At 73.3% G+C, this 24,949-nt stretch carries 25 protein-coding genes; 20 read left to right on the top strand and 5 right to left on the bottom strand.

Features of this window, described 5'->3' with window-relative positions; all coding sequences use genetic code 11:
- The 13 genes from infB to KJS59_RS04610 form a co-directional block, all read left to right on the top strand.
- Positions 1 to 2,131 (top strand): translation initiation factor IF-2 (infB, locus tag KJS59_RS04670; protein ID WP_213451023.1); only part of this gene is annotated, 2,131 nt, incomplete at its 5' end.
- A 66-nt stretch (positions 2,132 to 2,197) separates the two neighbouring features.
- Positions 2,198 to 3,205, top strand: a complete 1,008-nt coding sequence (locus tag KJS59_RS04665) for a TRM11 family SAM-dependent methyltransferase (protein WP_213451022.1) — start codon at positions 2,198 to 2,200, stop codon at positions 3,203 to 3,205.
- A 10-nt stretch (positions 3,206 to 3,215) separates the two neighbouring features.
- Positions 3,216 to 3,509 (top strand): DUF503 family protein, encoded by a 294-nt coding sequence (locus tag KJS59_RS04660; protein WP_213451021.1) that lies wholly within the window; start codon positions 3,216 to 3,218, stop codon positions 3,507 to 3,509.
- Positions 3,510 to 3,612: 103 nt separating this feature from the next.
- Positions 3,613 to 4,089, top strand: coding sequence for a 30S ribosome-binding factor RbfA (rbfA, locus tag KJS59_RS04655; RefSeq protein ID WP_213451020.1), 477 nt, complete (start codon positions 3,613 to 3,615; stop codon positions 4,087 to 4,089).
- A 56-nt stretch (positions 4,090 to 4,145) separates the two neighbouring features.
- Positions 4,146 to 5,171: a DHH family phosphoesterase gene (locus KJS59_RS04650; protein WP_376771122.1), complete on the top strand. Its 1,026-nt coding sequence runs from the start codon at positions 4,146 to 4,148 to the stop codon at positions 5,169 to 5,171.
- 71 nt (positions 5,172 to 5,242) lie between these two features.
- Positions 5,243 to 5,653 carry a hypothetical protein gene (locus KJS59_RS04645; RefSeq protein ID WP_213451019.1) on the top strand — a complete coding sequence of 137 codons (411 nt, stop codon included), beginning with the start codon at positions 5,243 to 5,245 and terminating at the stop codon, positions 5,651 to 5,653.
- Complete coding sequence (locus KJS59_RS04640) at positions 5,650 to 5,868, top strand: DUF6186 family protein (protein ID WP_213451018.1); 219 nt, start codon at positions 5,650 to 5,652, stop codon at positions 5,866 to 5,868. The genes KJS59_RS04645 and KJS59_RS04640 overlap by 4 nt, the downstream gene beginning before the upstream one ends.
- Positions 5,869 to 6,406: 538 nt before the next feature.
- The gene (locus KJS59_RS04635) at positions 6,407 to 7,714 is read left to right on the top strand and encodes an MATE family efflux transporter (RefSeq protein WP_213451017.1); all 1,308 of its coding nucleotides are present in this window, start codon (positions 6,407 to 6,409) and stop codon (positions 7,712 to 7,714) included.
- A gap of 22 nt (positions 7,715 to 7,736) precedes the next feature.
- Positions 7,737 to 8,615 carry a tRNA pseudouridine(55) synthase TruB gene (gene truB, locus KJS59_RS04630; protein ID WP_213451016.1) on the top strand — a complete coding sequence of 293 codons (879 nt, stop codon included), beginning with the start codon at positions 7,737 to 7,739 and terminating at the stop codon, positions 8,613 to 8,615.
- Positions 8,616 to 8,834: 219 nt separating this feature from the next.
- On the top strand, positions 8,835 to 9,800 hold the full coding sequence (locus KJS59_RS04625) for a bifunctional riboflavin kinase/FAD synthetase (RefSeq protein WP_213451015.1): 966 nt from the start codon (positions 8,835 to 8,837) through the stop codon (positions 9,798 to 9,800).
- A gap of 307 nt (positions 9,801 to 10,107) precedes the next feature.
- A complete protein-coding gene (rpsO, locus tag KJS59_RS04620) occupies positions 10,108 to 10,377 on the top strand; it encodes a 30S ribosomal protein S15 (RefSeq protein ID WP_213451054.1) in 270 nt (89 codons plus the stop codon).
- Positions 10,378 to 10,605: 228 nt separating this feature from the next.
- Entirely contained in the window at positions 10,606 to 12,969 is a 2,364-nt protein-coding gene (locus KJS59_RS04615; RefSeq protein WP_213451014.1) for a polyribonucleotide nucleotidyltransferase, read from the top strand.
- Between the two features lie 14 nt (positions 12,970 to 12,983).
- Positions 12,984 to 14,342: a M16 family metallopeptidase gene (locus KJS59_RS04610; RefSeq protein ID WP_249713861.1), complete on the top strand. Its 1,359-nt coding sequence runs from the start codon at positions 12,984 to 12,986 to the stop codon at positions 14,340 to 14,342.
- Between the two features lie 91 nt (positions 14,343 to 14,433).
- Here KJS59_RS04610 and KJS59_RS04605 read toward each other — a convergent pair whose 3' ends face one another.
- On the bottom strand, positions 14,434 to 14,832 hold the full coding sequence (locus KJS59_RS04605; protein WP_213451013.1) for a PPOX class F420-dependent oxidoreductase: 399 nt from the start codon (positions 14,830 to 14,832) through the stop codon (positions 14,434 to 14,436).
- 78 nt (positions 14,833 to 14,910) lie between these two features.
- Between KJS59_RS04605 and dapB the strand changes: the two genes are divergently transcribed.
- Positions 14,911 to 15,660 carry a 4-hydroxy-tetrahydrodipicolinate reductase gene (gene dapB / locus KJS59_RS04600; RefSeq protein WP_213451012.1) on the top strand — a complete coding sequence of 250 codons (750 nt, stop codon included), beginning with the start codon at positions 14,911 to 14,913 and terminating at the stop codon, positions 15,658 to 15,660.
- On the opposite strand, the gene KJS59_RS04595 is transcribed toward dapB, so the two are convergent.
- A complete protein-coding gene (locus tag KJS59_RS04595) occupies positions 15,607 to 16,203 on the bottom strand; it encodes a GNAT family N-acetyltransferase (RefSeq protein ID WP_213451011.1) in 597 nt (198 codons plus the stop codon). The two genes, dapB and KJS59_RS04595, sit on opposite strands and share 54 nt — an antisense overlap.
- 38 nt (positions 16,204 to 16,241) lie before the next feature.
- Between KJS59_RS04595 and KJS59_RS04590 the strand changes: the two genes are divergently transcribed.
- Positions 16,242 to 17,432 (top strand): glycosyltransferase 87 family protein, encoded by a 1,191-nt coding sequence (locus tag KJS59_RS04590; RefSeq protein ID WP_213451010.1) that lies wholly within the window; start codon positions 16,242 to 16,244, stop codon positions 17,430 to 17,432.
- Here the strand turns inward: KJS59_RS04590 and KJS59_RS04585 are convergent.
- Complete coding sequence (locus KJS59_RS04585; protein ID WP_213451009.1) at positions 17,370 to 17,909, bottom strand: GNAT family N-acetyltransferase; 540 nt, start codon at positions 17,907 to 17,909, stop codon at positions 17,370 to 17,372. The genes KJS59_RS04590 and KJS59_RS04585 overlap by 63 nt on opposite strands.
- A 69-nt stretch (positions 17,910 to 17,978) precedes the next feature.
- Between KJS59_RS04585 and KJS59_RS04580 the strand changes: the two genes are divergently transcribed.
- Together KJS59_RS04580 and KJS59_RS04575 are read left to right on the top strand one after the other, a co-directional pair.
- Complete coding sequence (locus KJS59_RS04580; protein WP_213451008.1) at positions 17,979 to 19,196, top strand: winged helix-turn-helix domain-containing protein; 1,218 nt, start codon at positions 17,979 to 17,981, stop codon at positions 19,194 to 19,196.
- 119 nt (positions 19,197 to 19,315) lie between these two features.
- The gene (locus KJS59_RS04575; RefSeq protein ID WP_306345139.1) at positions 19,316 to 19,846 is read left to right on the top strand and encodes a DUF2752 domain-containing protein; all 531 of its coding nucleotides are present in this window, start codon (positions 19,316 to 19,318) and stop codon (positions 19,844 to 19,846) included.
- A gap of 84 nt (positions 19,847 to 19,930) precedes the next feature.
- On the opposite strand, the gene KJS59_RS04570 is transcribed toward KJS59_RS04575, so the two are convergent.
- Together KJS59_RS04570 and KJS59_RS04565 are read right to left on the bottom strand one after the other, a co-directional pair.
- Positions 19,931 to 20,743: a DUF4097 family beta strand repeat-containing protein gene (locus KJS59_RS04570; protein ID WP_213451007.1), complete on the bottom strand. Its 813-nt coding sequence runs from the start codon at positions 20,741 to 20,743 to the stop codon at positions 19,931 to 19,933.
- A 96-nt stretch (positions 20,744 to 20,839) separates the two neighbouring features.
- Complete coding sequence (locus KJS59_RS04565; protein WP_213451006.1) at positions 20,840 to 21,376, bottom strand: type II toxin-antitoxin system HicB family antitoxin; 537 nt, start codon at positions 21,374 to 21,376, stop codon at positions 20,840 to 20,842.
- Between the two features lie 111 nt (positions 21,377 to 21,487).
- On the opposite strand from KJS59_RS04565, the gene thyX reads away from it, so the two are divergent.
- From thyX to KJS59_RS04550, 3 genes are all read left to right on the top strand, one after another.
- Positions 21,488 to 22,231 carry an FAD-dependent thymidylate synthase gene (gene thyX, locus KJS59_RS04560; protein WP_213451051.1) on the top strand — a complete coding sequence of 248 codons (744 nt, stop codon included), beginning with the start codon at positions 21,488 to 21,490 and terminating at the stop codon, positions 22,229 to 22,231.
- 96 nt (positions 22,232 to 22,327) lie between these two features.
- Entirely contained in the window at positions 22,328 to 23,239 is a 912-nt protein-coding gene (gene dapA, locus KJS59_RS04555; protein ID WP_213451005.1) for a 4-hydroxy-tetrahydrodipicolinate synthase, read from the top strand.
- Positions 23,236 to 24,924: a ribonuclease J gene (locus KJS59_RS04550; protein ID WP_213451004.1), complete on the top strand. Its 1,689-nt coding sequence runs from the start codon at positions 23,236 to 23,238 to the stop codon at positions 24,922 to 24,924. The genes dapA and KJS59_RS04550 overlap by 4 nt, the downstream gene beginning before the upstream one ends.
- Positions 24,925 to 24,949: the final 25 nt, after the last annotated feature.

Raw genomic sequence — 24,949 nt, 5'->3', positions numbered from 1 at the left:
CTTCCGCGGTGGTCCCGGCGGCGGTGGCGGCGGTGGCGGTGGCTACCGCGGCGGTCCCGGCGGCGGTGGCGGCGGTGGCGGCTTCCGCGGTGGTCCCGGTGGTGGCGGCGGTGGCGGTGGCTACCGCGGCGGACCGGGCGGTGGCGCTCCGGCGGGTGCCGGTGCGGGTCGCCCCGGTGGCGGCGGCGGTCGTGGCCGCGGCGGCGGTGCCGGCGGTGCCTTCGGGCGCCCGGGTGGCCGGCCGACGCGCGGTCGCAAGTCGAAGAAGCAGCGCAGACAAGAGTTCGACAACCTGTCCGCGCCGACGATGAGCTCGGGCGCGCCGCGGGGTCAGGGTCAGACGATCCGGCTGTCGCGGGGTGCCTCGCTGTCCGACTTCGCCGACAAGATCAACGCGAATCCCGGTTCGCTCGTCCAGGAGATGTTCAACCTGGGCGAGATGGTCACCGCGACGCAGTCGTGCTCGGACGAGACGCTGCTGCTGCTCGGTGAGCACCTGGGCTTCGACGTGCAGATCGTCAGCCCGGAGGACGAGGATCGCGAGCTGCTCGCCCAGTTCAACATCGACCTCGACGCCGAGGTGGACAGCGACCGGCTGGTCAGCCGGCCGCCGGTGGTGACCGTCATGGGTCACGTCGACCACGGTAAGACGAAGCTGTTGGACGCGATCCGCAAGGCGAACGTGGTGGCCGGCGAGGCGGGTGGCATCACCCAGCACATCGGCGCCTACCAGGTCCAGGTGGAGCACGACGGCTCCGAGCGGGCGATCACCTTCATCGACACCCCGGGTCACGAGGCGTTCACCGCCATGCGTGCCCGCGGTGCCCAGGTGACCGACATCGTGATCCTGGTGGTCGCGGCGGACGACGGCGTAATGCCGCAGACCATCGAGGCGCTGAACCACGCCAAGGCGGCCGAGGTGCCGATCGTGGTCGCGGTGAACAAGGTCGACAAGCCGGAGGCCAACCCGGACAAGGTGCGCCAGCAGCTCACCGAGTACGGCCTGGTCGCCGAGGAGTACGGCGGCGACACGATGTTCGTCAACGTGGCGGCCAAGCCCGGCATCGGCATCGAGGAGCTGCTCGAGGCCGTGCTGCTGACCGCGGACGCCTCGCTGGAGCTGACCGCCGCGGTGGACGGCCCGGCGCAGGGCGTGGCGATCGAGGCGCACCTGGACAAGGGGCGCGGCGCGGTGGCCACGGTGCTGGTGCAGAAGGGCACGCTGCGGGCCGGCGACTCGATCGTGGCCGGTGGGGCCTACGGCCGCGTCCGGGCCATGCTCGACGAGAACTTCAAGCCGGTGTCCGAGGCGGGGCCGTCCCGTCCGGTGCAGGTGCTCGGCCTCACCGCCGTGCCCAGCGCGGGCGATACGTTCCTGGCCGCGGAGGAGGACCGCACGGTCCGCCAGATCGCCGAGCAGCGGCAGGCGCGGCGGCGGGCGGCGAGCTTCGCCAACTCCCGCACCCGGGCCACGCTCGAGAACTTCATGGACCAGATCAAGGAGGGTCAGAAGACCAGCCTCACGCTCATCCTCAAGGGTGACGTGTCCGGTTCCGTGGAGGCCCTCGAGGACGCCCTGTTCAAGCTGGACATCCCCGAGGAGATCCAGCTCAAGATCCTGGACCGCGGGGTCGGCGCGATCACCGAGAGCAACGTCATGCTGGCGAGCGCCTCGGACGCGATCATCGTCGGCTTCAACGTCCGGGCCCAGGGCAAGGCGATCGAGGCCCTGGCCGAGCGGGAGGGCGTGGAGATCCGGTACTACACCGTGATCTACCAGGCCCTGGAGGAGATCGAGGCGGCGCTCAAGGGCCTGCTCAAGCCGGAGTACGAGGAGGTCGAACTGGGCACCGCGGAGGTCCGCGAGGTGTTCCGTTCGTCCAAGATCGGCAACATCGCGGGCTGTGTGGTCCGCTCCGGCCTGATGCGGCGCAACGCCAAGGCGCGTCTGGTCCGCGACGGCGTGGTGGTGGCGGAGAACATCACCGTCAGCTCGCTGAAGCGGTTCAAGGACGACGCCACCGAGGTCCGCGAGGGCTTCGAGTGCGGTCTGACGCTCAGCAACTACAACAACATCCAGGTCGGGGACACCATCCTGACCTTCGAGATGCGCGAGAAGCCGCGGGTCTGACGCGCGGCTGCGACACGGCCCGGGCCGCACGGTCCCGGGCCGTGTCCATCTTGGCAGGATGGCCGCATGACCTCGTACGCCCTGCTGCTCGCCCCGTCCGCCAACCGGGTGTACGCGGAGGCCGCGCCCCGGCTGGCGCGCGCCGAACTGGCCGCGTTCGGGCGGGTGGTGGACGTGAAGGACACCGGCGGCCAGACCCTGGGCGGCGTCGAGTACCTGACCTTCGACACCCTCGACGGCGACCTGACCGAGCGGGACATCGCCCACCTGAGCAATCTGTCGGCCGCGTACGCGCTGTTCGCGCGGGTGGGCGATCTGCTGCGGCCGGTCCCGCTGCACCCGCTCCAGCACTTCGACGACGACCTGATCACCATCCCGAAGTACGCCGGGAAGACGAACGAGCAGTTCACCCGGCTGCTGCTCAATATCACGCTGCTCGCGTCCGCGAACGCCCCCGCGATGCTGGCGAAGCGGCTGACCGTCCTGGATCCGCTCTGCGGCCGGGGTACCACGCTGAACCAGGCGCTGATGTACGGGTACGACGCGATCGGCATCGAACTGGACGGCAAGGACGTGGACGCGTACTCGGCGTTCCTGCGCACCTACCTGCGGCGCAAGCGGCTCAAGCACACCGCCGGCACCACTCCCGTCCGGCGGGAGAAGCGGCTGGTGGCGCGCCGGTTCGAGGCCACGCTCGGCGGCGGGCAGCGGGTGCTGACGTTCGCCGGCGACACCGCGCAGGCCCGCCTGTTCCTCCGTCCCGGCTGCGCGGACGTACTGGTCACCGACCTGCCGTACGGGGTGGCCCACGGCAGCCGGGCCGGCGGCGCCCAGTCCAGGCGACCGCTGGAGGTGCTCGCCCGCGCCGTGCCGGTCTGGGCGGAGCTGCTGCGCCCGGGTGGCGCGCTGGGCATGTCGTGGAACACCCATGTGGCCGGTCGGGAACTGGTGGCGGAGGTCCTGACGGGCGCTGGGCTGACGGTGGTCACTGGCCCCGGATACGAGGACATGTCCCATTGGGTGGACCAGGCGATCGAGCGGGATGTGCTGGTCGCTACCCAGCCGGCCGTATGATCGATAGATCATGTACACGGCCACGGCGATCTTCGACCTGCTGCTGCCCGGCGACGCCCGCTCGCTGAAGGCCAAGCGCGGATACGTCCGCCCGATCATCGCCGCGCTGCGCCGCCTGGACGTGGCCGTGGCCGAGGTGGACGCCCTTGACCTGCACGGACGCGCCGGGATCGGGGTCGCGGCGGTGGCCGCGGAGCCCGCGCACGCCCGCGAGGTCGTGGATGCCTGCGAGCGCCTGGTGGCCGCCCGGCCGGAGGTGGAACTGCTCTCGGTGCGCCGCCGGTTGCACGGCGCCGAGGATTGATCGCGGGCGGCGCGCCCGGGAGTGATCGAGTCGGTCCGGCGCGCCCGGTGGCGGCCGGCGGCGGTACTGTCGGGGGCGTTGGCAATGGCGCGGAGGTGACGAGATGACGGACCCGGCCCGGGTGCGCCGACACGCCGAGCGTGTGCGGGAGTTGGTCGCATCGGTGGTGCGCACCCAGATCAAGGACCCCCGACTCGGCATGATCACTATCACCGACGCGCGGATCACCGCCGATCTGCGCGACGCGACGGTCTTCTACACGGTGCTCGGCGACGCCGCCGCCCAGGCCGGCACGGCCGCCGCGCTGGACAGCGCGAAGGGCCTGCTGCGCAGTACCGTCGGCAAGGCGCTGGGACTGCGGCACTCCCCGACGCTCACGTTCGTCCTGGACGACGTGCAGGACCACGCCAAGCACATCGACGACCTGCTCGCCGCGGCGCGCAACGCCGACGCCGCCATCCACGAACTGGCCGCGAACGCCAAGTACGCGGGCGACGCCCAGCCCTACCGGCTGGAGGAGCCGGAGGCCGAGGGCGAGGAGGCGGGGGAGCCCGCCGACGAGAGTGGGCCCGCGCGGTGAGGCCGGCCACGGTCCCGGCGACCGGTGCGGCGGGCGCCCCTGCCGGCGCACCCGTGGTGCTGGAGTCGCCGCCCGAGCCGGTGTTAGCCGGCCCGACCGAGCGGGAGTGGAGCGCCGCGGTCGCGGCGGTCCTCGCCCAGCCGCGGGACGCCGCGCTGCTGCTCATCTGCCACGTCAACCCCGACGGTGACGCGCTGGGCAGCATGCTGGGCTTCGGGCAGGGGCTGTGCCGGCTGGGCTTCACGCGGGTGGTCTGCACCTTCCCCGGCCCGCCGGAGGTGCCCGAGCCGTTCGCCGCCCTGCCGGGGCTGGAGCTGCTGGTCCCGGAGGCGCAGGCGCCCGCCGAACCGGCGCTGGTGCTGTGCTTCGACGCGGCCAGCGAGTCCCGCCTGGGCGGCCTGCGGGACCGGCTGGACCGCAGCCCCTCGATCGTGCTGGACCACCACGCGTCCAACACCCGGTTCGGCGGTGTGCACCTGGTCGACCCGACCGCCGCGGCGACCTCCGTGGTGGCCGAGCACCTGCTCGCCCGGCTCGGTGTGCCGCTGGACCGGGATATCGCCGAGTGCCTGTACGTGGCGCTGGCCACCGACACCGGCTCGTTCAAGTTCGACATGACCACCCCGGCGGTCCACGAACTGGCGGCCCGGCTGCTGGCCACCGGCCTGGCGCCGGCGGAGATCGCCCGCCGGGTCTTCGACACCCGCCCGTTCGGCGCCGTCCGCCTGTACGGCGAGGCGCTCGGCCGCGCCCAACTCGACCCCACCGCCGCCGGTGGCCTCGGCCTTGTCTGGACCTACGCCACCCAGGCCGACCTGGCCCGGCACGGCCAGCGCCCGTACGTCCTGGAAGGGCTGATCGACGCCATCCGCCCGGCCGCCGAGGCGGATGTCTCCTGTGTCATCAAGCAGACCGGCCCGGCCGAGTGGGCGGTGTCCCTGCGCAGCAAGGGTGGTGTGGACGTGAGCCGGGTCGCCGTCGCGTTGGGCGGGGGCGGCCACCGCCTGGCCGCGGGCTTCACCGGCCGCGGCACCGCCGACGAGGTCGCCGCCGCCGTCCGCGCCCAACTAGCCACCCCGTAGCCTCTCCGCGCCCCTCCTCCCCGCTGTCTGGGGTGGTTGGTGCGGGCGGGGAGTGTGGGGAGAATCGGTGTATGGAGCGGCCGTCCCCTGAGGTCGCGGCGGATGTGCCCGCCGCCTGGACCCGGCCGGTCGTGGTCGTTCCGGTGTTCGCCGTGCTGGCGCTGGTGGGCGGGCAGTTGCCGTCGTTCTCGGTGGCGGCCAACGGGTATGTGCTGGTGCTCGGCGGGGCGATGGTCTGGCTGGGCCTGTCCGGTCGGGTGCGGCACCGGCCGGTACCCGGGCGTCCGGGGCGGGGTGCGCGCTGGTGGCTGCTGCCCGCCGTGGTGCTGCTGACCGCCGAGGTGGTTACGTTCGCGCTCGGCTCCACCGACGAGTATCCGACCCTGTCCCGGCTTGCCGACCCGTTGCTGGCGATGGAGCCGGTCCGCTCGGCCTGCTATTTCGCGTGGCTGAGCGGTTTCTGGGGGCTGGTGCGCCGATGAGCATCAGCCGGTTGCTCGCGATCGCCGCGTTCACGCTGGCGGCGGCCCTCGTCGCGAGCGTTGAGTGGGCGGCGCGCCGGGAAGGCTCGCGGATACCCACCTTGGGCGACCTGTGCGCCGGGGTCATGCGGTACCGGGTGGGTCGCGTGCCGGTCGGCCGGGTCGCGGTGCTCGGCCTCTGGTGGTGGCTCGGCTGGCACTTCTTCGCCCGCTGAACCCACTCCACGCCGGGCCCGGAGTCCCCGGCGGGTGCCCGCGTTCCGGGACACGACCGGGTTGACCTGAACGATCGTTGTCCTGCCATGCGGGATCGGCCGCGCGGACCACCTTGGTGAACGTTAACTTGGGTGGAGTGCGCTTGAGGGTCTCACCCGACCCGGGCATTCGCGGCCTCGGCCCCCGCTCCGGCGATCCCGGACCGGCCGGATGGCGGCGTCGCATCCGTTGCCCGTAAGGATCTCCGCGGGTCGGCCGAATCGCTGTTCGGGCCGCCCCACCCTGGAAGGAACCCTCTGTCATGGCGAGCAAGCCGAAGCAGGAGCAGTCGGACGAGGCGCGCGAGCAGGCCCGCCGCGCCCTGCAGACCTCGATGGACACGCGTCAGTAGCCCTCGACAGGGCACCAGAAACTCCCGGATAAGACACCGGAACCCCGAGTCCGTGGCCCTCGATTCACACGGCGCCGGCAACCCGCGATAGGTAAGCAGTCTTGAGCCTTGCGCTCATTACATAGGCGCGGGCAGCATTGGTCACCATGGTGCTCGCCCCCAGCCCCGCACGCCGGATCGCCGGCCTCGCCCTGCCCGCCCTGGTGGTACTCGCCGCCGAGCCGCTCTACGTGCTCGTGGACACCGCCGTGGTGGGACACCTGGGCCGGGTGCCGCTCGCGGCGCTGGCCATCGGCGGGTCGGTCATGACCGTCGCGGTCTGGCTGGGCACCGTCCTCGCATACGGCACCACCGGCCGGTCCGCCCGCCGGTACGGCGCCGGCGATCGCGCGGCCGCCGTGGCCGAGGGCGTGCAGGCGTCCTGGCTGGCGGGCGGTGCCGGGCTGCTGCTGGCCCTCGCCGGCCTGGTCTTTGCCGGCCCCCTGGTCCGGGCGCTGGCCGGCAGCGACCCGGAAGTGGTCGCCGGTGCGACGCACTGGCTGCGGATCGCCGCCCTGGGTGCCCCCGGACTGCTGCTCGCCACCGCCGGCAACGGCTGGCTCCGCGGGGTGCAGGACACCCGGCGTCCGCTCTACTTCGTGCTCGGTGCGAACCTGCTCTCCGCCGTGCTCTGCCCGCTGCTGGTGTACCCCGCCGGCCTCGGCCTGGTCGGTTCGGCCGTCGCCAACGCCACCGCCCAGACCCTCTCCGGCGCGCTGTTCGTCGCCGCGCTGGTCAGCGAGCGGGTCCCGCTGCGGCCGCGACCGGACGTGATCGTCCGCCAACTCGTGCTCGGCCGGGACCTGGTGCTGCGGGGCGCCGCGTTCCAGGCGAGCTTCCTGTCCGCCGCCGCGGTCGCCGCCCGGTTCGGCGCGGCCAGCCTCGCCGCCCACCAGATCGCCCTCCAACTGTGGATGTTCTGCGCGCTCGCCCTCGACGCGCTCGCGATCGCCGCGCAGTCCCTGATCGGCGCCGCGCTGGGCGCCGACCGGGGCGACGAGGCCCGCTGGCTGGCCCGTCGCATCGGGCTGAGCGGCCTGGCCTGCGGTGCCGCCTTCGCGGTGCTGATCGCCGCCGGCGCCGGCGTGGTGCCGCGCTGGTTCAGCGGCGACCCGGCGGTGGCCGCCCAGGCGCACATCGCCTGGCCGTGGTTCGTCGGCATGCTGCCGGTCGCCGGGGTCGTCTTCGCGCTCGACGGGGTGCTCATCGGCGCCGGGGACGTGCGCTACATGCGCGACCTCACGCTGGTCGCCGCGCTCGGCGCGTTCCTGCCCGCCATCTGGACCGCGTACGCGCTGCGCCTGGGCCTCGGCGGGATCTGGGCCGGCCTGGCGCTGTTCGTGGTGGTCCGCCTGGTGGCGCTGCTGGCCCGGATGCGTTCCGGGCGATGGCTGGTCCTCGGCGCGGCGCGCTGAGGCGGTTTGGCAAGCTGTGGCCGTGGCATCGGACGGTCTCATCGTGGTCGACAAACCCGGCGGCATCACCTCCCACGACGTGGTGGGGCGGGTGCGCCGGCTGGCGCGCACCCGCCGGGTCGGCCACGGCGGCACCCTGGACCCGATGGCCACCGGCGTGCTCATCGTCGGTGTGGGCCGGGCCACCCGCCTGCTCACCTATGTGATCGGCGGCGACAAGGGGTACGCCGCGACGATCCGGCTCGGGCAGACGACGGTCACGGACGACGCGGACGGGCCCGTGGTCACCAGCACGCCGGCCGGCGGCGTGACCGACGAGGCGATCCGCGCCGGCCTGGCCGCGCTCACCGGCACGGTGGATCAGGTGCCGAGCGCGGTGAGTGCCATCAAGGTCGACGGGGTCCGGGCGTACAAGCGGGTCCGCGAGGGCGAGGAGGTGGCGCTCGCCGCCCGCCGGGTCACGATTTCCCGGCTGGCGGTGCTGGCCGTCCGCCGACCGGCCCCGGAGGTGGTGGACGTGGACGTGGACGTGGACTGCTCGTCCGGTACCTACGTGCGCGCGATCGCCCGGGATCTGGGCTCCGCGCTGGGCGTCGGCGGCCACCTGACCGCCCTGCGCCGCACGGCGGTCGACGGCTTCACCCTCGCCGAAGCGACCGCATTGGACGCACTGGCCGCGCGGGACGACCCGGTGACGCTCCCGCTGCCCGAGGCGGCCCGGCGCTGCTTCGCCGCCCGCGAGGCCACCGAGACGCAGGCGCGGGTGCTCTCCCACGGCGGGCCGCTGCCACCGATCGGCCTGCCCGGGCCGTACGCGGTGTTCGCCCCGGACGGTTCCCTGCTCGCCGTGGTGGCCGAGCGCGACGGCCGGGCGCGGCCGGAGGTCGTGTTCGCGGGCTGATATCCGCGAGTTGTCCCACGGGCAACCGCGACCGCCCGGCCGGATATGGCCGGGCGGGCCGGCTTCGCCGGGATCCTGTTCGCCAAGCTCTCGACCCCGCTACGCCATTCCCCAGCGGCGCGGGTGAGTCCATCAGCATGCCGCAGCAACCGGGGCCGCAGCTGGGCGCATAGTCTGAGCGAACGGGGCGGCGGCAAGCCGCGGTTGGTGGGAGGCGGAATGCTGCGCTGGCGGGGGTACGAGTCGGCGCCGGGCGGCTGGGGCCGGTCGGTGGTGACGATCGGGGTCTTCGACGGGGTGCACCGCGGGCACCAGGCGATCATCGGGCGCGCGGTGAAGCGGGCGTCGGACCTGGGCATCCGCTCGGTGGTGCTGACCTTCGATCCGCACCCGTCGGAGGTGGTGCGCCCCGGGTCGCACCCGGCGGTGCTGACCGAGCCGGCGCGCAAGGCGGAGTTGATCGAAGGGCTCGGCGCGGACGTGCTCTGCGTGGTCCCGTTCACGCCGGACTTCTCCCGGCTGCCGGCCGAGGCGTTCGTCCATGACGTGCTGGTCCAGCACCTGCACGCGGCGCTGGTCGTGGTGGGGGAGAACTTCCGGTTCGGCCACCGGGCGGCGGGGGACGTGCCGCTGCTGACCCGGCTCGGGCGCGCGTTCGGCTTCGCCGTCGAGTCCCCGCCGCTGGTCGCCGCCGACCACGCGGTCTTCTCGTCCACGTACATCCGGTCCTGCATCGACGCGGGGGAGGTGGCCGAGGCCGCCGCGGCGCTCGGCCGGCCGCACCGCCTGACCGGCGTGGTGGTCCGCGGGGACCAGCGCGGCCGCGAGATCGGCTACCCGACCGCCAACCTGCTGGTCGGCCGCTGGGCCGCGGTGCCGGCGGACGGCGTGTACGCGGGTTGGCTGGTCCGCCGCGGGGACCAGCGCGAGGGCGGCGCCGCCCCCGAGGAGCGGTTGCCGGCGGCCATCTCGATCGGGACGAACCCGACGTTCAACGGGCGGGAGCGCCGGGTCGAGGCGTTCGTGCTGGACTTCGAGGGCGACCTGTACGGCGAACGGGTGGCCCTGGACTTCGCGGCCCACCTGCGCGAGCAGCGCCGGTACGAGACGCTGGAGCCGCTGCTGGCCCAGATGGCCGAGGATGTCGCGCAGACCCGCGCCCTCTGCGCGGCCGAGCGGGCGTAACAGCGGGCGCGGGCGCCGCGCCGGGCGGAGGCAAACGGCCGGCGTGCGCGCCGCGCCGAGCGGAGGCCATGGCAGGAGCGGGCGGCGCAGGCAGGTGCGGGGGTTGAGAGCGGGGGTGAGGGCCGCCGCCGAGCCGGGGTGAGGGCGCGCGGCACCGGGGGTGACGGGCCCCGGGGCCGACCGGCTGGTAATGTGATGGAGACGCCGACGACTCGGCGTGGCTCCGCATGCCTGCACGACGCCGCGGGTGCGGGGCCGCCGGCCGGTGCGCACCGGTCGCACCACCACCCACCTGAACAGGGAGACCATGGCGCTCGACACCGAGACCAAGAACAAGATCATGGCGGAGTACGCCACCCTCGAGGGCGACACCGGCTCGCCCGAGGTGCAGGTCGCGATGCTGACCAAGCGGATCGCGGACCTCACCGAGCACCTGAAGGTGCACAAGCACGACCACCACAGCCGCCGCGGGTTGCTGCTGCTGGTGGGTCGCCGCCGCCGGCTGCTGAACTACGTACAGAAGAAGGACATCCAGCGTTACCGGGCGCTGATCGAGCGCCTCGGGCTGCGCAGGTAGGCGGATCGGGGGAGCGGCCACGGGTCGCTCCCCCGACGCGTACCATCACCAAACGGACCAAGCCCGGGCTGGGGAGCCAGTCGGTGGACCGGTCCTCGGTAGTGGCATCCGGACCCGGCGGGAATCGTCTCCCGCCCCGGCACCCGGACGCTTCGATCGAAGACCGGCCGCCTGAAGCTCCCCGAGGCTGCGAGGGCCGGTCCCCGATCGAAGGAGCAGATCGCATCCATGGCCGAGCAAACTACTCTCGGTACACAACACAGCACGGCGGTCGTCGACAACGGGTCGTTCGGCACCCGTGAGATCACCTTCTCCACCGGCCGGCTCGCCCGGCAGGCCGCCGGCTCGGTGATCGCCCGGCTCGGCGAGACCGTGGTGCTGTCCGCCACGACGGCGAGCAAGCAGCCGAAGGAGCAGTTCGACTTCTTCCCGCTGACGGTGGACGTCGAGGAGCGGATGTACGCCGCCGGGCGGATCCCCGGGTCGTTCTTCCGCCGCGAGGGTCGCCCCAGCGAGGACGCCATCCTCACCTGCCGCCTGATCGACCGGCCGCTGCGCCCGTCGTTCGTCAAGGGGCTGCGCAACGAGGTCCAGGTCGTCGAGACCGTGCTCGCGCTCGACCCGGCCCACCCGTACGACGTGGTGGCGATCAACGCCGCCTCGCTGTCGACGAAGCTGTCCGGCCTGCCGTTCAGCGGTCCGATCGGCGCGACCCGGATGGCGCACATCGATGGCCAGTGGGTGGCCTTCCCGACCCACGAGGAACTGTCCCGGGCCACGTTCGACATGGTGGTGGCCGGCCGGGCGCTGCCGGACGGCGATGTCGCGATCATGATGGTCGAGGCGGAGGCCACCGAGCACACCGCGGGCCTGGTGGCCGGCGGTGCGGTCGCGCCGACCGAGGAGGTCGTGGCCAGCGGCCTGGAGGCGGCCAAGCCGGCGATTCGGGAGCTGTGCCGGGCGCAGAGCGAGCTGGCCGAGGTCGCCGCCAAGCCGGTCGCCGAGTTCCCGATCTTCCTGGACCACAGCGAGGACGCGTTCGAGGCGGTCGCCGCGGCGGTCCGCGGCGAGGTCGCCGAGGCGCTGAAGATCGCCGGCAAGCACGAGCGCGAGGACGCCCTCGACCGGATCAAGGAGAAGGCGTACGAGCAGGTCGCGTCGCAGTTCGAGGGGCGTGAGAAGGAGCTCGGCGCGGCCTTCCGGTCGCTGACCAAGTCCGAGGTGCGCTCCCGGGTGCTGCGCGAGCAGGTCCGGATCGACGGCCGCGGCCCGCGCGACATCCGGCCGCTGACCGCCGAGGTGGGCGTGCTGCCGCGGGTGCACGGCTCGGCGCTGTTCGAGCGCGGTGAGACCCAGATCCTCGGCGTCACCACGCTGAACATGCTGCGCATGGAGCAGTCGCTGGACACCCTCTCGCCGGAGAAGTCCAAGCGGTACATGCACAACTACAACTTCCCGCCGTACTCGACCGGCGAGACCGGCCGGGTGGGTGCGCCGAAGCGGCGCGAGATCGGGCACGGCGCGCTCGCCGAGCGGGCGCTGATCCCGGTGCTGCCCAGCCGCGAGGAGTTCCCGTACGCGATCCGGCAGGTGTCGGAGGCGTTGGGCTCGAACGGGTCGACCAGCATGGGGTCGGTCTGCGCGTCCACGATGGCGTTGCTGTCCGCCGGCGTGCCGCTGAAGGCGCCGGTCGCGGGCATCGCGATGGGTCTGATCTCGGACGAGGTCGACGGCAAGACGCAGTACGTGACGCTGACCGACATCCTCGGCGCCGAGGACGCGTTCGGCGACATGGACTTCAAGGTCGCCGGCACCCGCGAGTACGTGACCGCGCTCCAGTTGGACACCAAGCTCGACGGCATCCCGTCGGACGTGCTGGCCGCCGCGCTCCAGCAGGCGCACGACGCCCGGTTCACGATCCTGGACGTGATGCAGTCCGCGATCGAGTCGCCGGCGAAGATGTCGGAGTATGCGCCGCGGGTGACCACCGTGAAGATCCCGGTCGACAAGATCGGCGCGGTGATCGGCCCGAAGGGTCAGATGATCAACGCGATCCAGGACGAGACCGGCGCCGAGATCTCGATCGAGGACGACGGCACGATCTACGTGGGCGCGACCAACGGCCCGTCCGCCGAGGCGGCCGTGGAGCGGATCAACGCGATCGCGAACCCGACGCTGCCGAAGGTCGGCGACAAGTTCCTCGGCACCGTGGTCAAGACGGCCGCGTTCGGTGCGTTCGTCTCGCTGCTGCCCGGCCGGGACGGCCTGCTGCACATCTCGAAGGTGGGCGACGGCAAGCGGGTCGAGCGGGTCGAGGACTTCCTGAACGTCGGCGACAAGGTCGAGGTGCAGATCGCCGACATCGACCAGCGCGGCAAGATCTACCTGGACAAGGTCCGCCCGGAGGGCGAGGAGGCGCCGCCGGCCGCCGAGCAGCGCCCGCCGTCCCGCGAGCGGGGCGAGCGTGGCCCGCGCGACCGCGGCGACCGCGAGGGCGGCGACCGTGCCCCGCGCGACCGCGGCGACCGCGAGGCCGCCCGGGAGGGTGGCGAGGGCGGCGAGCCGCGCCGGCGGCGGCAGCGGCGCGACTGAACCGGGAGCGACACGTGACTGCGGCGCACCGCGCCGGGTCGCCACGGGCCGGCGCGGACGCGCCGGCCCGTGCCGTGACCCGCACCCTGAGTTCCGACCCCCTCGGCGGCACGGTCCGCCGGACCGAACTGCCGAGCGGCCTGCGGATCATCACCGAGGCGATCCCGGCGATGCGCAGCGTCTCGTTCGGCGTCTGGGTGGCGGTGGGTTCCCGGGACGAGACGCCCGAGCAGGCGGGCGTGTCGCACTTCCTCGAGCACCTGCTGTTCAAGGGGACCCGCAAGCGCTCCGCGCTGGACATCTCCGCGCAGATCGAGGCGGTGGGCGGCGAGACGAACGCCTTTACCACCAAGGAGTACACCTGCTACTACGCCCGGGTGCTGGACGCCGACCTGCCGCTGGCGATCGACGTGATGTGCGACCTGGTGGTGGACTCGGTGCTGGACCCGGCGGACGTGGAGACCGAGCGCGGGGTCATCCTCGAAGAGATCGCCATGCACGACGACGAGCCGGGTGACGAGGTGCACGACGTGTTCGCCCGGACCGTGTACGGCGACCACCCGCTCGGCCGGCTGATCTCCGGGACGGTCGAGACGATCTCCCCGATGCCGCGCGAGCTGATCCTGGACTTCTACCGCGAGCGGTACACCGCGCCGGAGATCGTCATCGCGGCGGCCGGGAACCTCGACCACGACACCGTGGTGGCGCTGGTGCGGGCGGCGTTCGCCGGCACCCGGCTCGACACGCCCGGCGCCCCGGCCCCGCTGCGCCCCGCCGCGTCCGCGGTGCCCGTGCGGTCGGCCGCCACGCTGGTCGAGGAGAAGGACACCGAGCAGGGGCACCTGGTCCTCGGCGGCCCGGCGATCGGCCGCCTGGACCAGCGCCGGTTCGCCGTCGGCGTGCTCAACAACGTGCTCGGCGGCGGCATGTCCAGCCGGCTGTTCCAGGAGATCCGGGAGAAGCGCGGCCTGGCGTACTCCGTCTACTCCTACACCAGCCAGTACGCCGACACGGGCGTCTTCGCCGTGTACGCCGGCTGCGCGCCCGGCAAGGTCGACGAGGTGCTGGCGCTGGCCCGCGCCCAGCTGGCGGAGGTGGCCGCGGGCGGCATCACCGAGGCGGAACTGGCCCGGGGCAAGGGCATGCTCAAGGGTTCGCTGGTGCTCGGCCTGGAGGACACCGGCTCTCGGATGACCCGGCTGGCCAAGGGCGAGCTGCTCTACGGCGACCTGCTCACCGTCGACGAACTGCTGTCCAAAGTGGACGCGGTGACGGTGGGCGGGGTGAACGAGCTGGCCGCCGCGCTGCTCGGCCAGCCGATGTCCCTGGCGGTGGTCGGCCCGTTCGCCGGCGGCGACTTCGGGCGCGGCTGACCGCCGCCGGCAGCGCGCCTGACCGCGGGCCCGGCGGCGCCGGCAGTGCTCTCGGCGCCGCCGGGGGTTCCCGGCGGCGCCGCCGAAAGGGTCAGTGCCGGGTCGCCCTCGTCGGGCGAACCACGATGATGACCCGGTCGGGCGCGTCCGGCGGCGGGGCGTCCATCGGGCGGCCGTAGCGCTCGGCGAGCTGGACGTAGAAGGCGCCGGTCGGGTCGGGCTCGATCCGCTCCACCGCGCCGCGCAGTTCCAGGTACCGGTACGGGTTCTCCGGATCGACCAGGGACATCGCGACGTTCGGGTTGGCCTGCAGGTTGCGGTACTTGCGCCGGGCGGTGGTGTGGGTGAAGTACAGGCGCTCGCCGTCCCACCGGAACCACATCGGATTGACCTGCGGCGTGCCGTCCGGGCGCACCGTGGCGAGGTGGCCGAAGAGCGGGCGCTCAAGCAGATCCCGAAGATCCCCGGGCACGACCGGTTCGCTCGTCATGGGGTAAACCTAGATCGCGTACGGGCGCCGCGCACCCGGAGCGCGCCGGGCGGCGCCGGCTGGGCTAGGTTGTGCGTCGTGAGCGAGGAGCGCGAGCCGATCCGCGTCGGCGTCCTGGGTGCCCGGGGCCGGATGGGTGTCGAGGTCTGCCGGGCCGTCGACGCCGATCCGGAGATGGAACTGGTCGCGATGATCGACCAGGGCGACGAGCTGGCCGCCGCCGGCGCCCGGGTGGTGGTGGACTTCACCACGCCGGACGCGGTGATGGACAACCTGCAGTGGTGCATCGAGCAGGGCATCAACGTGGTGGTCGGCACCACCGGCTTCACCGAGCAGCGGCTGGAACGGGTGCGCACGTGGCTGTCGCACAAGCCCGAGGTGGGCGTGGTGATCGCGCCGAACTTCGGGCTGGGCGCCGTGCTGATGATGCGTTTCGCCGCCCAGGCCGCCCGGTACTTCACCTCCGTGGAGATCGTCGAGCAGCATCACCCGAACAAGGTCGACGCGCCGAGCGGCACGGCCACGCACACCGCCCGGGCCATCGCCCGGGCCCGCGCCGAGGCGGGGTTGTCCGCGGTGCCGGACGCCACCAAGGACGAGGTGCCGGGGGCGCGCGGCGCCGAGATCGACGGGGTCCGGGTGCACGCGGTGCGCGCGGCGGGCCTGGTCGCGCACCAGGAGGTGCTGTTCGGCCAGCAGGGCGAGACGCTGACCATCCGGCACGACTCGTACGACCGGGTCTCGTTCATGCCCGGGGTGCTGCTCGCCGTGCGCTCAGTCCTGGGCCGCCCGGGCCTGACGGTCGGCCTCGACGTCCTGCTCGACTGAGACGTGCAGCCGCAGCTGCGGGACCAGCAGGTCGTCCACGTCCAGCGCCCGGCCCGCGCCGTCCGGCGCCCAACCGGCGGTCGTGAGGAACTTGCGGGTCGCCGCGTCGCCCTCGTACGCCCAGGCGACCGCCGCCGCGAAGCCGTCCTCCCGCCACAGGTCGACGGTCGCGGCGAGCAGCCGGCTGCCGTGCCCGCGCCGCCCCCAGCGCGGCTCGACGAGCAGGTCGGTGACGGCGGCCGTGCGCTCCGGCAGGGGCCCCTCCTCGGGCGCCCGGGCCTGCTCGTCCGCCGGACCGGAGGCGGCGAAGCCCACCCGGTGTTCCCGTTCGCCCTGCTCGATCGCGACCAGGACCCGGTGCCGGGGACTCGGCGGCTCGCCGATCGCCTCCGCCCAGCGGCGGGTCAGGAACGCCTCGTCCAGCGACTCCAGCACCCGACGGGGGAGGATCTTCCGGTACGCGGTGCGCCAGGTCGACAGCTGGATGCGCGCGATCTCGTCCGCGTCCTCGGTACGGGCCGGGCGGACGTACCCGAGTGCCATGGCCAGCAGCCTACGGACCGCACTGTGGGGAGGCGCCGGTGACCCGCAAGCAGATATCGATCGTCGTTGTGTTGGCCGCGGTCACGACCGCCTTCGCGCTGTGGCGCTCCGCCCGGCACGGGCTGTTCGACCTGAAGGTGTACTACGGCGCGGTCAACTTCTGGGTGCACGGCGGCGAGCTGTACGACTACCTGAAGCCGTTCAGCACGTACGGCTTCACGTACCCGACCTTCGCGGCGCTGACGATGCTGCCGATGGTGCTGGTGCCGTGGCCGGTGGCGGCGGTGTTCACGGTGCTGTTCGGAATCGCGGCCGCCGCCCTGGTGCTGTGGTGGGTGGTCACGCCGGTGGCCCGGCGGGTCGGCTGGCCGCCGTGGTTCGCGTACGCGATCTCGCTGGCCCTGGTGATCGCGTACGAGCCGATGCGCGAGACGATCAACTTCGGCCAGGTGAACATGATCCTGCTGTTCCTGGTCGCCGCGGACCTGCTGCGCCTGGTCGCCCGCCGCCACCCGCTGGCCGGGGTGGGCATCGGGCTCGCCACCGCGATCAAGCTCACGCCGGGCATCTTCATCCTGTACCTGCTGCTGACCCGGCGCTGGCGGGCGGCCCTGGTCGCGTCGGGGACCTTCGCCGGCGCCAGCGTGCTGGCCGGTGCCGTGGCGCCCAACGCCTCCCGCGAGTTCTGGACCTCCGCCCTGTGGGACACCGACCGGGTGGGCCGGCTGGACTTCGTCTCGAACCAGTCCCTGCAGGGCGTGGTGGCCCGCATGAACTCCCTCTACCCGAGCCGGCTGCTGTGGCTGCTCCTGGTGGTGCTGGCGCTGGTCGTGTGGGCGTGGCGGGTGTGGGCGTCGCGCGGGGACGAACTGTTCGGCCTGGCGGTGACCGGCGTGGTGGGCGCACTGATCAGCCCGGTCACCTGGATCCACCACCTGGTGTGGCTGATCCCGGCGCTGGTGCTGCTGTGCGACGTCGGCCCGTACCGCCGCCCGCGGCTGTTCCTGGCCGGCGCGCTCTATCTGCTGCTGTGCAGCCGCCTGGTGTGGCACTGGCAGACCCGGGACACGGCCACCGTCGTGGGGTTCGTGTTCTCCAACGCCTACGTCTGGGCGTCCGTGCTGCTGCTGCTCATCGTGCCGCTGCCGAAGTGGCGCCCGGGCGGGTCAGCCGAGGCCGATCGCGTAGCGGACCTCGAGCAGGGCTTTCGCGCCCGGCTCGGCTCCTAGCGGGAACATCGCCGTGGTGCCGTCCGGCGCCCACCCGTGCCGCTCGTAGAAGCGCCGGGCCGGCGCGTTGCCCGCCAGCACCCACAGCCGTGCCTCGCCCCAGCCCCCGGCGCGCAGCCGCTGCAGAACCGCGGCCATGAGCGCGCCGCCGACACCGGCGCGCCAGTGGCGCGGGTCCACGTAGATCGCGAGCAGTTCGCCGTACCGGCGGTCCAGGTCCCGGCGGTTCTGGTTGATGCGGTACGGGCCGACCGTGGTCATCCCGACCACCACGCCGGCGTCCTCGGCCACGTCGCTGTGGAAGTCCCGCGTCGGGTCGGCCAGCCGGGCCCGCCGCTGCGCCGCCCACGCCGCCGGGTCCAGGCCGGCCAGCATCGGTGCGGGCATCAGGTCCGCGTACGCGCGCTGCCAGGCGCGCACGTGCAGCTCGGCGACGGCGTCGGCGTCTTCCGGGCGTTCCGGACGGATCACGATCATGCCGCGTTTGTAGCGCGTGGCGGGGATCACCGGAAGCGAATTGTCGCAGCGGTGGGTTAGTTTGCCGCGGTGAGCACGGTGGAGTCGCTGACGATCGGGCAGGCTCGGCGCGTCGCGCTGGCCGCGCAGGGGTTCGCCGACCCGGCGCCGGGCGGCGCGCCGGACCGCCGGCACCTGCGCCGCGTGCTCGGCCGGGTCGGCCTGATCCAGATGGACTCCGTGAACGTGCTCGCCCGCGCGCACTACCTGCCGCTCTACAGCCGGCTCGGCCCGTACCCGGCCGCCCTGCTCGACAACGCCGCCTACCGCCGCCCGCGCGAACTGTTCGAGTACTGGGGGCACGAGGCGTCACTGATCCCGGTGGCCCTGCACCCGGCGCTGCGCTGGCGGATGGAGCGGGCGCGCAGCGCCTCCTGGGGCAGCATGCAGCGGATCGCCCGGGAGAAGCCCGACCTGGTCGCCTGGGTGCTCGACGAGGTGCGCGACAAGGGTCCGCTCACCGCCGCCGAGATCGAGCACGACGCGCCCCGCCCCACCGGCCACTGGGGCTGGAACTGGTCCGAGGTCAAGCGCGCCCTGGAGTACCTGTTCTGGGCCGGCGAGGTCGCCGCCACCGAGCGCACCACCGCGTTCGCCCGCCGGTACGACGTCCCGTCGCGGGTGCTGCCGCCGGCGGTCCTGGCCGCGCCGACCCCGGCGCCGGCCGACGCGTACCGGCGGCTGGTCGAGGTGGCCGCCGCCGCCCTCGGGGTCGCCGCCGAGGTCGAGTTGCGGGACTACTTCCGCCTCCCGGCCGAGGCCGCCCGGCGGGCCGTCGCCGAACTGGTCGAGGCGGGCGTCCTGACGCCGGTCGAGGTGCGCGGCTGGAAGCCCCGCGCCTACCTGCACGCCACCGCCCGGCTGCCCCGCCGGGTCCGGGCCAGCACCCTGGTCAGCCCGTTCGACCCGCTGGTGTGGGAGCGCAACCGCACCGAGCGGCTGTTCGGCTTCCGGTACCGCATCGAGATCTACGTTCCCGCCCCGCAGCGCGTGCACGGGTACTACGTGCTGCCGTTCCTGCACGGCGAGCGGCTGACCGCCCGCGTCGACCTGAAGGCCGACCGGCAGGCGGGTGTGCTGCGGGTGCCCGCGGCGTGGATCGAGCCCGGCGCCGACCCGGGCGAGACCGCCGAGGCGCTGGCGGCCGAGTTGGAACGGCTGGCCGGCTGGCTGGGGCTGAGCGACGTGGCCAAACCCGAGGCGGGTGACCTCGCCGGCCCGCTCGCCACCGCCGTCGCCGCGCGCTGACGCCGGGCGTTGACACCGCGCCGGCCCGGCTCGGCGGTGCCGGTCTGGCGGTGCCGTCTGGACGCTGCTTGCCTGGCGGCGCCCCCTCGGTGAGGTCGCCGGCGTGTACCGTTCGAGGGGTGACGCAGACGGTTGATCCGGTGCACGAGCAGCCCGGTCCGGCGCACCCGTACCCGTACCCCTACCGGTACGAGTACGCCCCACCGAGCCGTTTCGCCGCGTTCGTCCTGCGCCAGTACGCCCGCGCGCCCCGCTGGGCCGCCCCGCTGGCCGCCCTCACCTGCATGGCGGGCGGCACCGCGTACGTGTTGATCAGCAACCCGGTCGACGCCGGCGCCGAGGCCATGCCCACCTGCCTGGTCAAGCTCACCACCGGCTTCGACTGCCCCGGCTGCGGCGGCACCCGCGCCGCCTGGTACCTGCTCCACGGCGACCTGCCGGCGGCCGCCCGCCACCACCTGATGTTCGTGTTCGCGGTGCCGTTCCTGGCGTACGCCTTCGCGGCCTGGGCGGCCCGGCAAGCGTTCGGCTGGAAGGTTCCACAGTTGCGCGTGAGCCCCGTGGCGGTCGGCGTGTTCCTGGCCGCATGGGGGGTTTTCTCGGTCCTGCGCAACCTGCCGTGGGCCCCGTTCACCTGGTTCTTCGTCTGACCCCTGCCCGCGCCGGGAGCCCCGAACGCGCGATCCTGGAGTTGGGGAGCCACGGGCACCGCAACTCCAGGATCGGCGCGGGGGTCATCGGGGCGGGGCGTCGGCGGGGTGGTCGGCGCGGTGCAGTTTGATGTCGCCGCTGGCGGTGGAGACGCGGACCGTAAGGTCCGGTTGACTGTCGGCGGGGGTACCGCTGACGGTCAGGTCGCTGGTGGTGCGGCCGGAGACGGTGTTGAGGTCCATCCAGACGCCGGTGCCGGTGGCCACGCCGATGGTGACCCTGCCGGACGCGGTTTCCACGTCGACCTCGCCGCGGGCGACCTCGCCGATGTGGACGTTGCCCGACGCGGTCTTCGCGCGCAGGGCGCCGGTGCCGCGGTGGACGGTGATGGCGCCGCTGGCGGTGCGCAGTTCGGTGTCGGGGCCGGCCTCGTCGACGGCGATGGAGCTGGACGAGCCGCGGGCCTTGAGCCCGCCGTGCGCCCGGCCGACGCGCACGGTGCCGCTGGCGGTGCCGACGGTGACCGGGCCGGTGAACTCCTCCAGGGCGCACGTTCCGGAGCTGGTGCGCAGGTCGCCCGCGGCGAGCCGGCCGGCGCAGGTGAGGTCGGCGGAGGAGACGGCGGCGCGCACCGAGCTGTCCACCGGAAGGGTGATCCGCACCCAGAGTCTGGGGGTGCGGCGCAGGCCCCAGGCGCGCCCGCCGGGTGGCGCCTCGACGTGCAGCGTGTCGCCATGCATCTCGACCCGGGTCCGGTCGGCGGTGGGCTGGTCCTCGGGGTCGTAGGGCTCGACGACGACCGTGGCGACGTCGGACTCGGCGCCGACGATCTCCAGCGTGCCGGCGGGCAGCTTGGCGGTCAGCTTGACGGGACCCTTGCAGCGGAACTCGGGCATCGTTGTCTCCTCGGGTGAGGTGGTGCGGGCAGTGGCCCACGGGTGGGGTGATGGCGGGGTGGCAAGGCCAGGCGCAACGCCCGGCCCGGGTGAGGGTCAGGCCTGGGCGAACCCGGTGACCCGGCGGCCGTAGCGGACGCGGCCGGGGGCGCCAGGCGGCGGGGGAGCGGTGGGTGGCGCCGGCGGGCCGGGTGGCCGGGGCGCGCTCGCGGCGTACGCGACCGCGCTGGTGACCGCGCGGACCAGCCACGCGTTCACCGAGACCCCTTCGGCCGCGGCGAGCCCCTCGACCGCCTCCTTCAAGGGCTCGGGGAGCCGCAGCGTGATCCGGCTGACGTCACCGCTGACGTCCGTTGGTGTCACCGCGGTGGCGGGCGGGGGCGTCTGCGGGGCCAGCTCGGTGACCACGAAGTCCGCCTCCCGGCCCCGCAGCCGGACCTCCACGCTGGCGTCGCCGAGCCGGTCCGTGATCTCGGCCGCCGCGTCGGACAGCGCCTCCAGCAGGGCGAGCCGGGCGGAGGCCGCCAACGACGTGGCGAGCAGGTCGGCGGCGCGGGTGATCTCGGGTCCGCCGGGCGCGGCGGTGGCGGCGAGATCCCGGCGCAGCGCGTCGAGGTACGGGGTCAGGTCCATGACGTCACTATGACGCCACTATTGGCGTCAGGTCAAGCGGCACGTTGCCGCCATCCGCCGTTGCGTTAAAGTCACTGCGGATCGTGGCGAGAGGAGTGGGCCGTGCCGGAGATCGTTCCGCCCCAGGTCAGGCTTATCGGCTGGACCCACTTCGAGGCGCCGGAGGACGTGCCGTGGTCCGCCGACGCGGAGGGCGGCCAGGCGCTGGCCGAGTTCGCCGGGCGGGCCTGCTACCAGTCCTGGAGCAAGCCGAACCCGGCGACCGCCACCAACGCCGGGTACCTGCGGCACATCCTGGAGGTCGGGCACCTGTCCGTGCTGGAGCACGGCACGGTGACGTTCTACTTCACCGGGGTCTCCCGCTCGTTCACCCACGAGCTCATCCGGCACCGGCACTTCTCGTACTCCCAGCTGTCCCAGCGGTACGTGCCGGAGCGGGACGCGGCGATGGTCGAGCCGGACGTGATCGCCGAGGACCCGCAGCTGCACAAGACGTTCGTGGAGGCGACCGAGGCGAGCGTCCGGGCGTACACCGAGCTGCTGGCCGGCCTGGAGCGCAAGTACGCGGACGTGCAGAGCGCCACGCTGCGCCGCAAGCAGGCGCGGCAGGCGGCGCGCGCGGTGCTGCCGAACGCCACCGAGACGCGGATCGTGGTGACGGGCAACTACCGCGCCTGGCGCCACTTCATCGCCATGCGCGCCACCGAGCACGCCGACGTCGAGATCCGCGAGCTGGCGGTCGAGTGCCTGCGCCAGCTGCAGCGGGTGGCGCCCAACGTCTTCGGTGACTTCACGATCTCCACGCTCACCGACGGCACCGAGATCGCGGCGAGCCCGTTCGCCTGGGAATCGTGAGTCCGGCCCGCCGGGCGGGCAGCCGGGTCGCGGATGGTGCCGCGCAGGGGCGAAGGGCGGCGCGCGGCGTCGCGGGGGTCCGATAGGTTGGAGCACATGACGCGCGACGTTCGCCGGCCCTTCGGCCGCCTGCTGACGGCCATGGTGACGCCGTTTCGTCGGGACGGCGCACTGGATGTCGAGGGCGCGGCCGAGCTGGCCGCCTGGCTCGTCGACGAGCAGGGCAACGACGGCCTGGTGGTCAGCGGCACGACGGGGGAGTCGCCGACCACCACCGACCTGGAGAAGGACCGGCTGCTGCGCGCCGTGATCGAGGCTGTCGGGGGCCGGGCGACCGTGATCGCCGGCGTGGGCAGCTACGACACCCACCACACGGTCGAGTGCGCGCGGGCGGCCGAGAAGGCCGGCGCGCACGGCCTGCTCGTGGTCACCCCGTACTACAACAAGCCGCCGCAGGCCGGCCTCGTCAAGCACTTCACGGCGATCGCCGAGGCCACCGGGCTCCCGGTCATGCTCTACGACATCCCGGGGCGCACCGGCACCCCGATCGCCACCGAGACGCTGCTGACCCTCGCCGAGCACGAGCGGATCGTCGCCGTCAAGGACGCAAAGTACGACCTGCTCGGCACCACGCGGGTGCTGGCCGGCAGCGACCTGGCGGTCTACTCCGGCGCGGACGAGGTGAACCTCGCCCTGGCGGCGATCGGCTCGTGCGGCGCGGTCAGCGTGGTGGCGCACGTGGTCGGCCCGCGGATCAACGAGATGTACGACGCGCTGGAGCGCGGCGACGCGGCCGGGGCGGCCCGGCTCAACCAGCGCCTCGCCCCGGTCTACACCGGCCTGATGACCCGCACCCAGGGGGTGATCAGCACGAAGGCGGCCCTGGCGATGCTCGGGCGCCCGTCCGGCCCGGTCCGCCCGCCCCTGATCGACGCCGACGACGACCTGCGCGGGCTGCTCGCCGAGGACCTGGCCGCCGCCGGTGTCCACCTCGGGGCGACCGCATGACCGCGGCGCACCAGGAACTCGACGCGCCGCCGCCGCTCGCCGCCGGGGCCCTGCGCATCATCCCGCTCGGCGGGCTCGGCGCCATCGGCCGGAACATGACGGTCTTCGAGTACGACGGCAAGCTGCTCATCGTGGACTGCGGCGTGCTGTTCCCGGACGTCGAGCAGCCCGGGGTCGACCTGATCCTGCCGGACTTCGACCCGATCCTGGACCGGCTGGGCCAGGTCCAGGCGATCGTGCTGACCCACGGCCACGAGGACCACATCGGCGCGGTGCCGTACCTGCTCGCCCACAAGCCGGACATCCCGCTGGTGGGCTCGCAGTTCACCCTGGCCCTGGTCGAGGCGAAGCTGGCCGAGCGGCGCATCGAGCCGTACACGCTGACGGTCCGGGAGGGGCAGCGCGAGCGGCTGGGCCCGTTCGACCTGGAGTTCTTCGCGGTCAACCACTCGATCCCGGACGCTCTCGCGGTCGCCATCCGCACCGGCGCCGGCCTGGTGCTGCACACCGGCGACTTCAAGATGGACCAGCTTCCGCTGGACGGGCGGATCACCGACCTGGCGGGCTTCGCCCGGCTCGGCGGCGAGGGCGTGGACCTGCTGCTGTCGGACTCCACGAACGCGGAGATCCCGGGCTTCGTCACCCCGGAGCGGGAGATCGGTCCGGTCATCGACTCGATCTTCGCCAAGGCCACCGGCCGGATCATCGTGGCCTCGTTCGCCTCGCACGTGCACCGCGTCCAGCAGGTGCTCGACTCGGCGTACGAGTACGACCGCAAGGTGGCGTTCATCGGCCGCTCGATGGTCCGGAACATGGGCATCGCCCGGGATCTCGGCCTGCTGCACATCCCCGGCGGCCTGATGGTCGGCCTGGAGGAGGCGACCACGCTCCCGCCGGACCGGATCGTGCTGATGTCCACCGGCTCCCAGGGCGAACCGATGAGCGCCCTGGGTCGGATGGCGACCGGCGACCACCGGCACATCACGGTCGCGGCCGGCGACACCGTGGTGCTGGCCAGTTCGCTGGTGCCGGGCAACGAGACCTCGGTCTACCGGGTCATCAACCAGTTGTCCCGGGCCGGCGCCACGGTCATCCACAAGGATGTGGCGAAGGTGCACGTCTCGGGCCACTCGCCCGCCGGTGAACTGCTGTACCTGCTGAACGTGGTGCGCCCGAGCAACCTCATGCCGGTCCACGGGGAGTGGCGGCACCTGCGCGCGCACGCCCGGCTGGGCATCGAGTCCGGCGTCGAGCCGGAGCGGGTGGTGCTCTGCGAGGACGGCGACGTGGTCGACCTGGTCGACGGCCGGGCCAGCCTCGTCGGCCACGTCAAGAGCCGGTACGTGTACGTGGACGGCCTCGCGGTCGGCGACGTGGGCGAGTCGCTGCTGACCGAGCGGCGCATCCTCGGTGACGGCGGCTTCATCGCGGCCACCGTGGTGATCGACTCGGTGACCGGCAAGGTGGTCGGCGGTCCCACGGTCTCCGCCAAGGGCTTCAGCGAGGACCCGGCCGCGTTCAACGCGGTGGTGCCGCTGATCACCGAGGCGCTCGACCGGGCCGCCCAGGAGGGCATCGGCGACCCGCACCAGTTGCAGCAGATCGTCCGCCGCACCGTGGGGCGCTGGGTCAACGAGGCGTACCGGCGCCGCCCGATGATCGTGCCGACGGTCGTCGAGGTCTGACCGCACACGCACGGCTTGGGGTTTG

The sequence above is a fragment of the Rhizomonospora bruguierae genome (assembly GCF_018397995.1).
GTDB classification, from domain to species: Bacteria; Actinomycetota; Actinomycetes; order Mycobacteriales; family Micromonosporaceae; genus Rhizomonospora; species Rhizomonospora bruguierae.
This window is presented reverse-complemented; position numbering and strand designations above follow the sequence as displayed.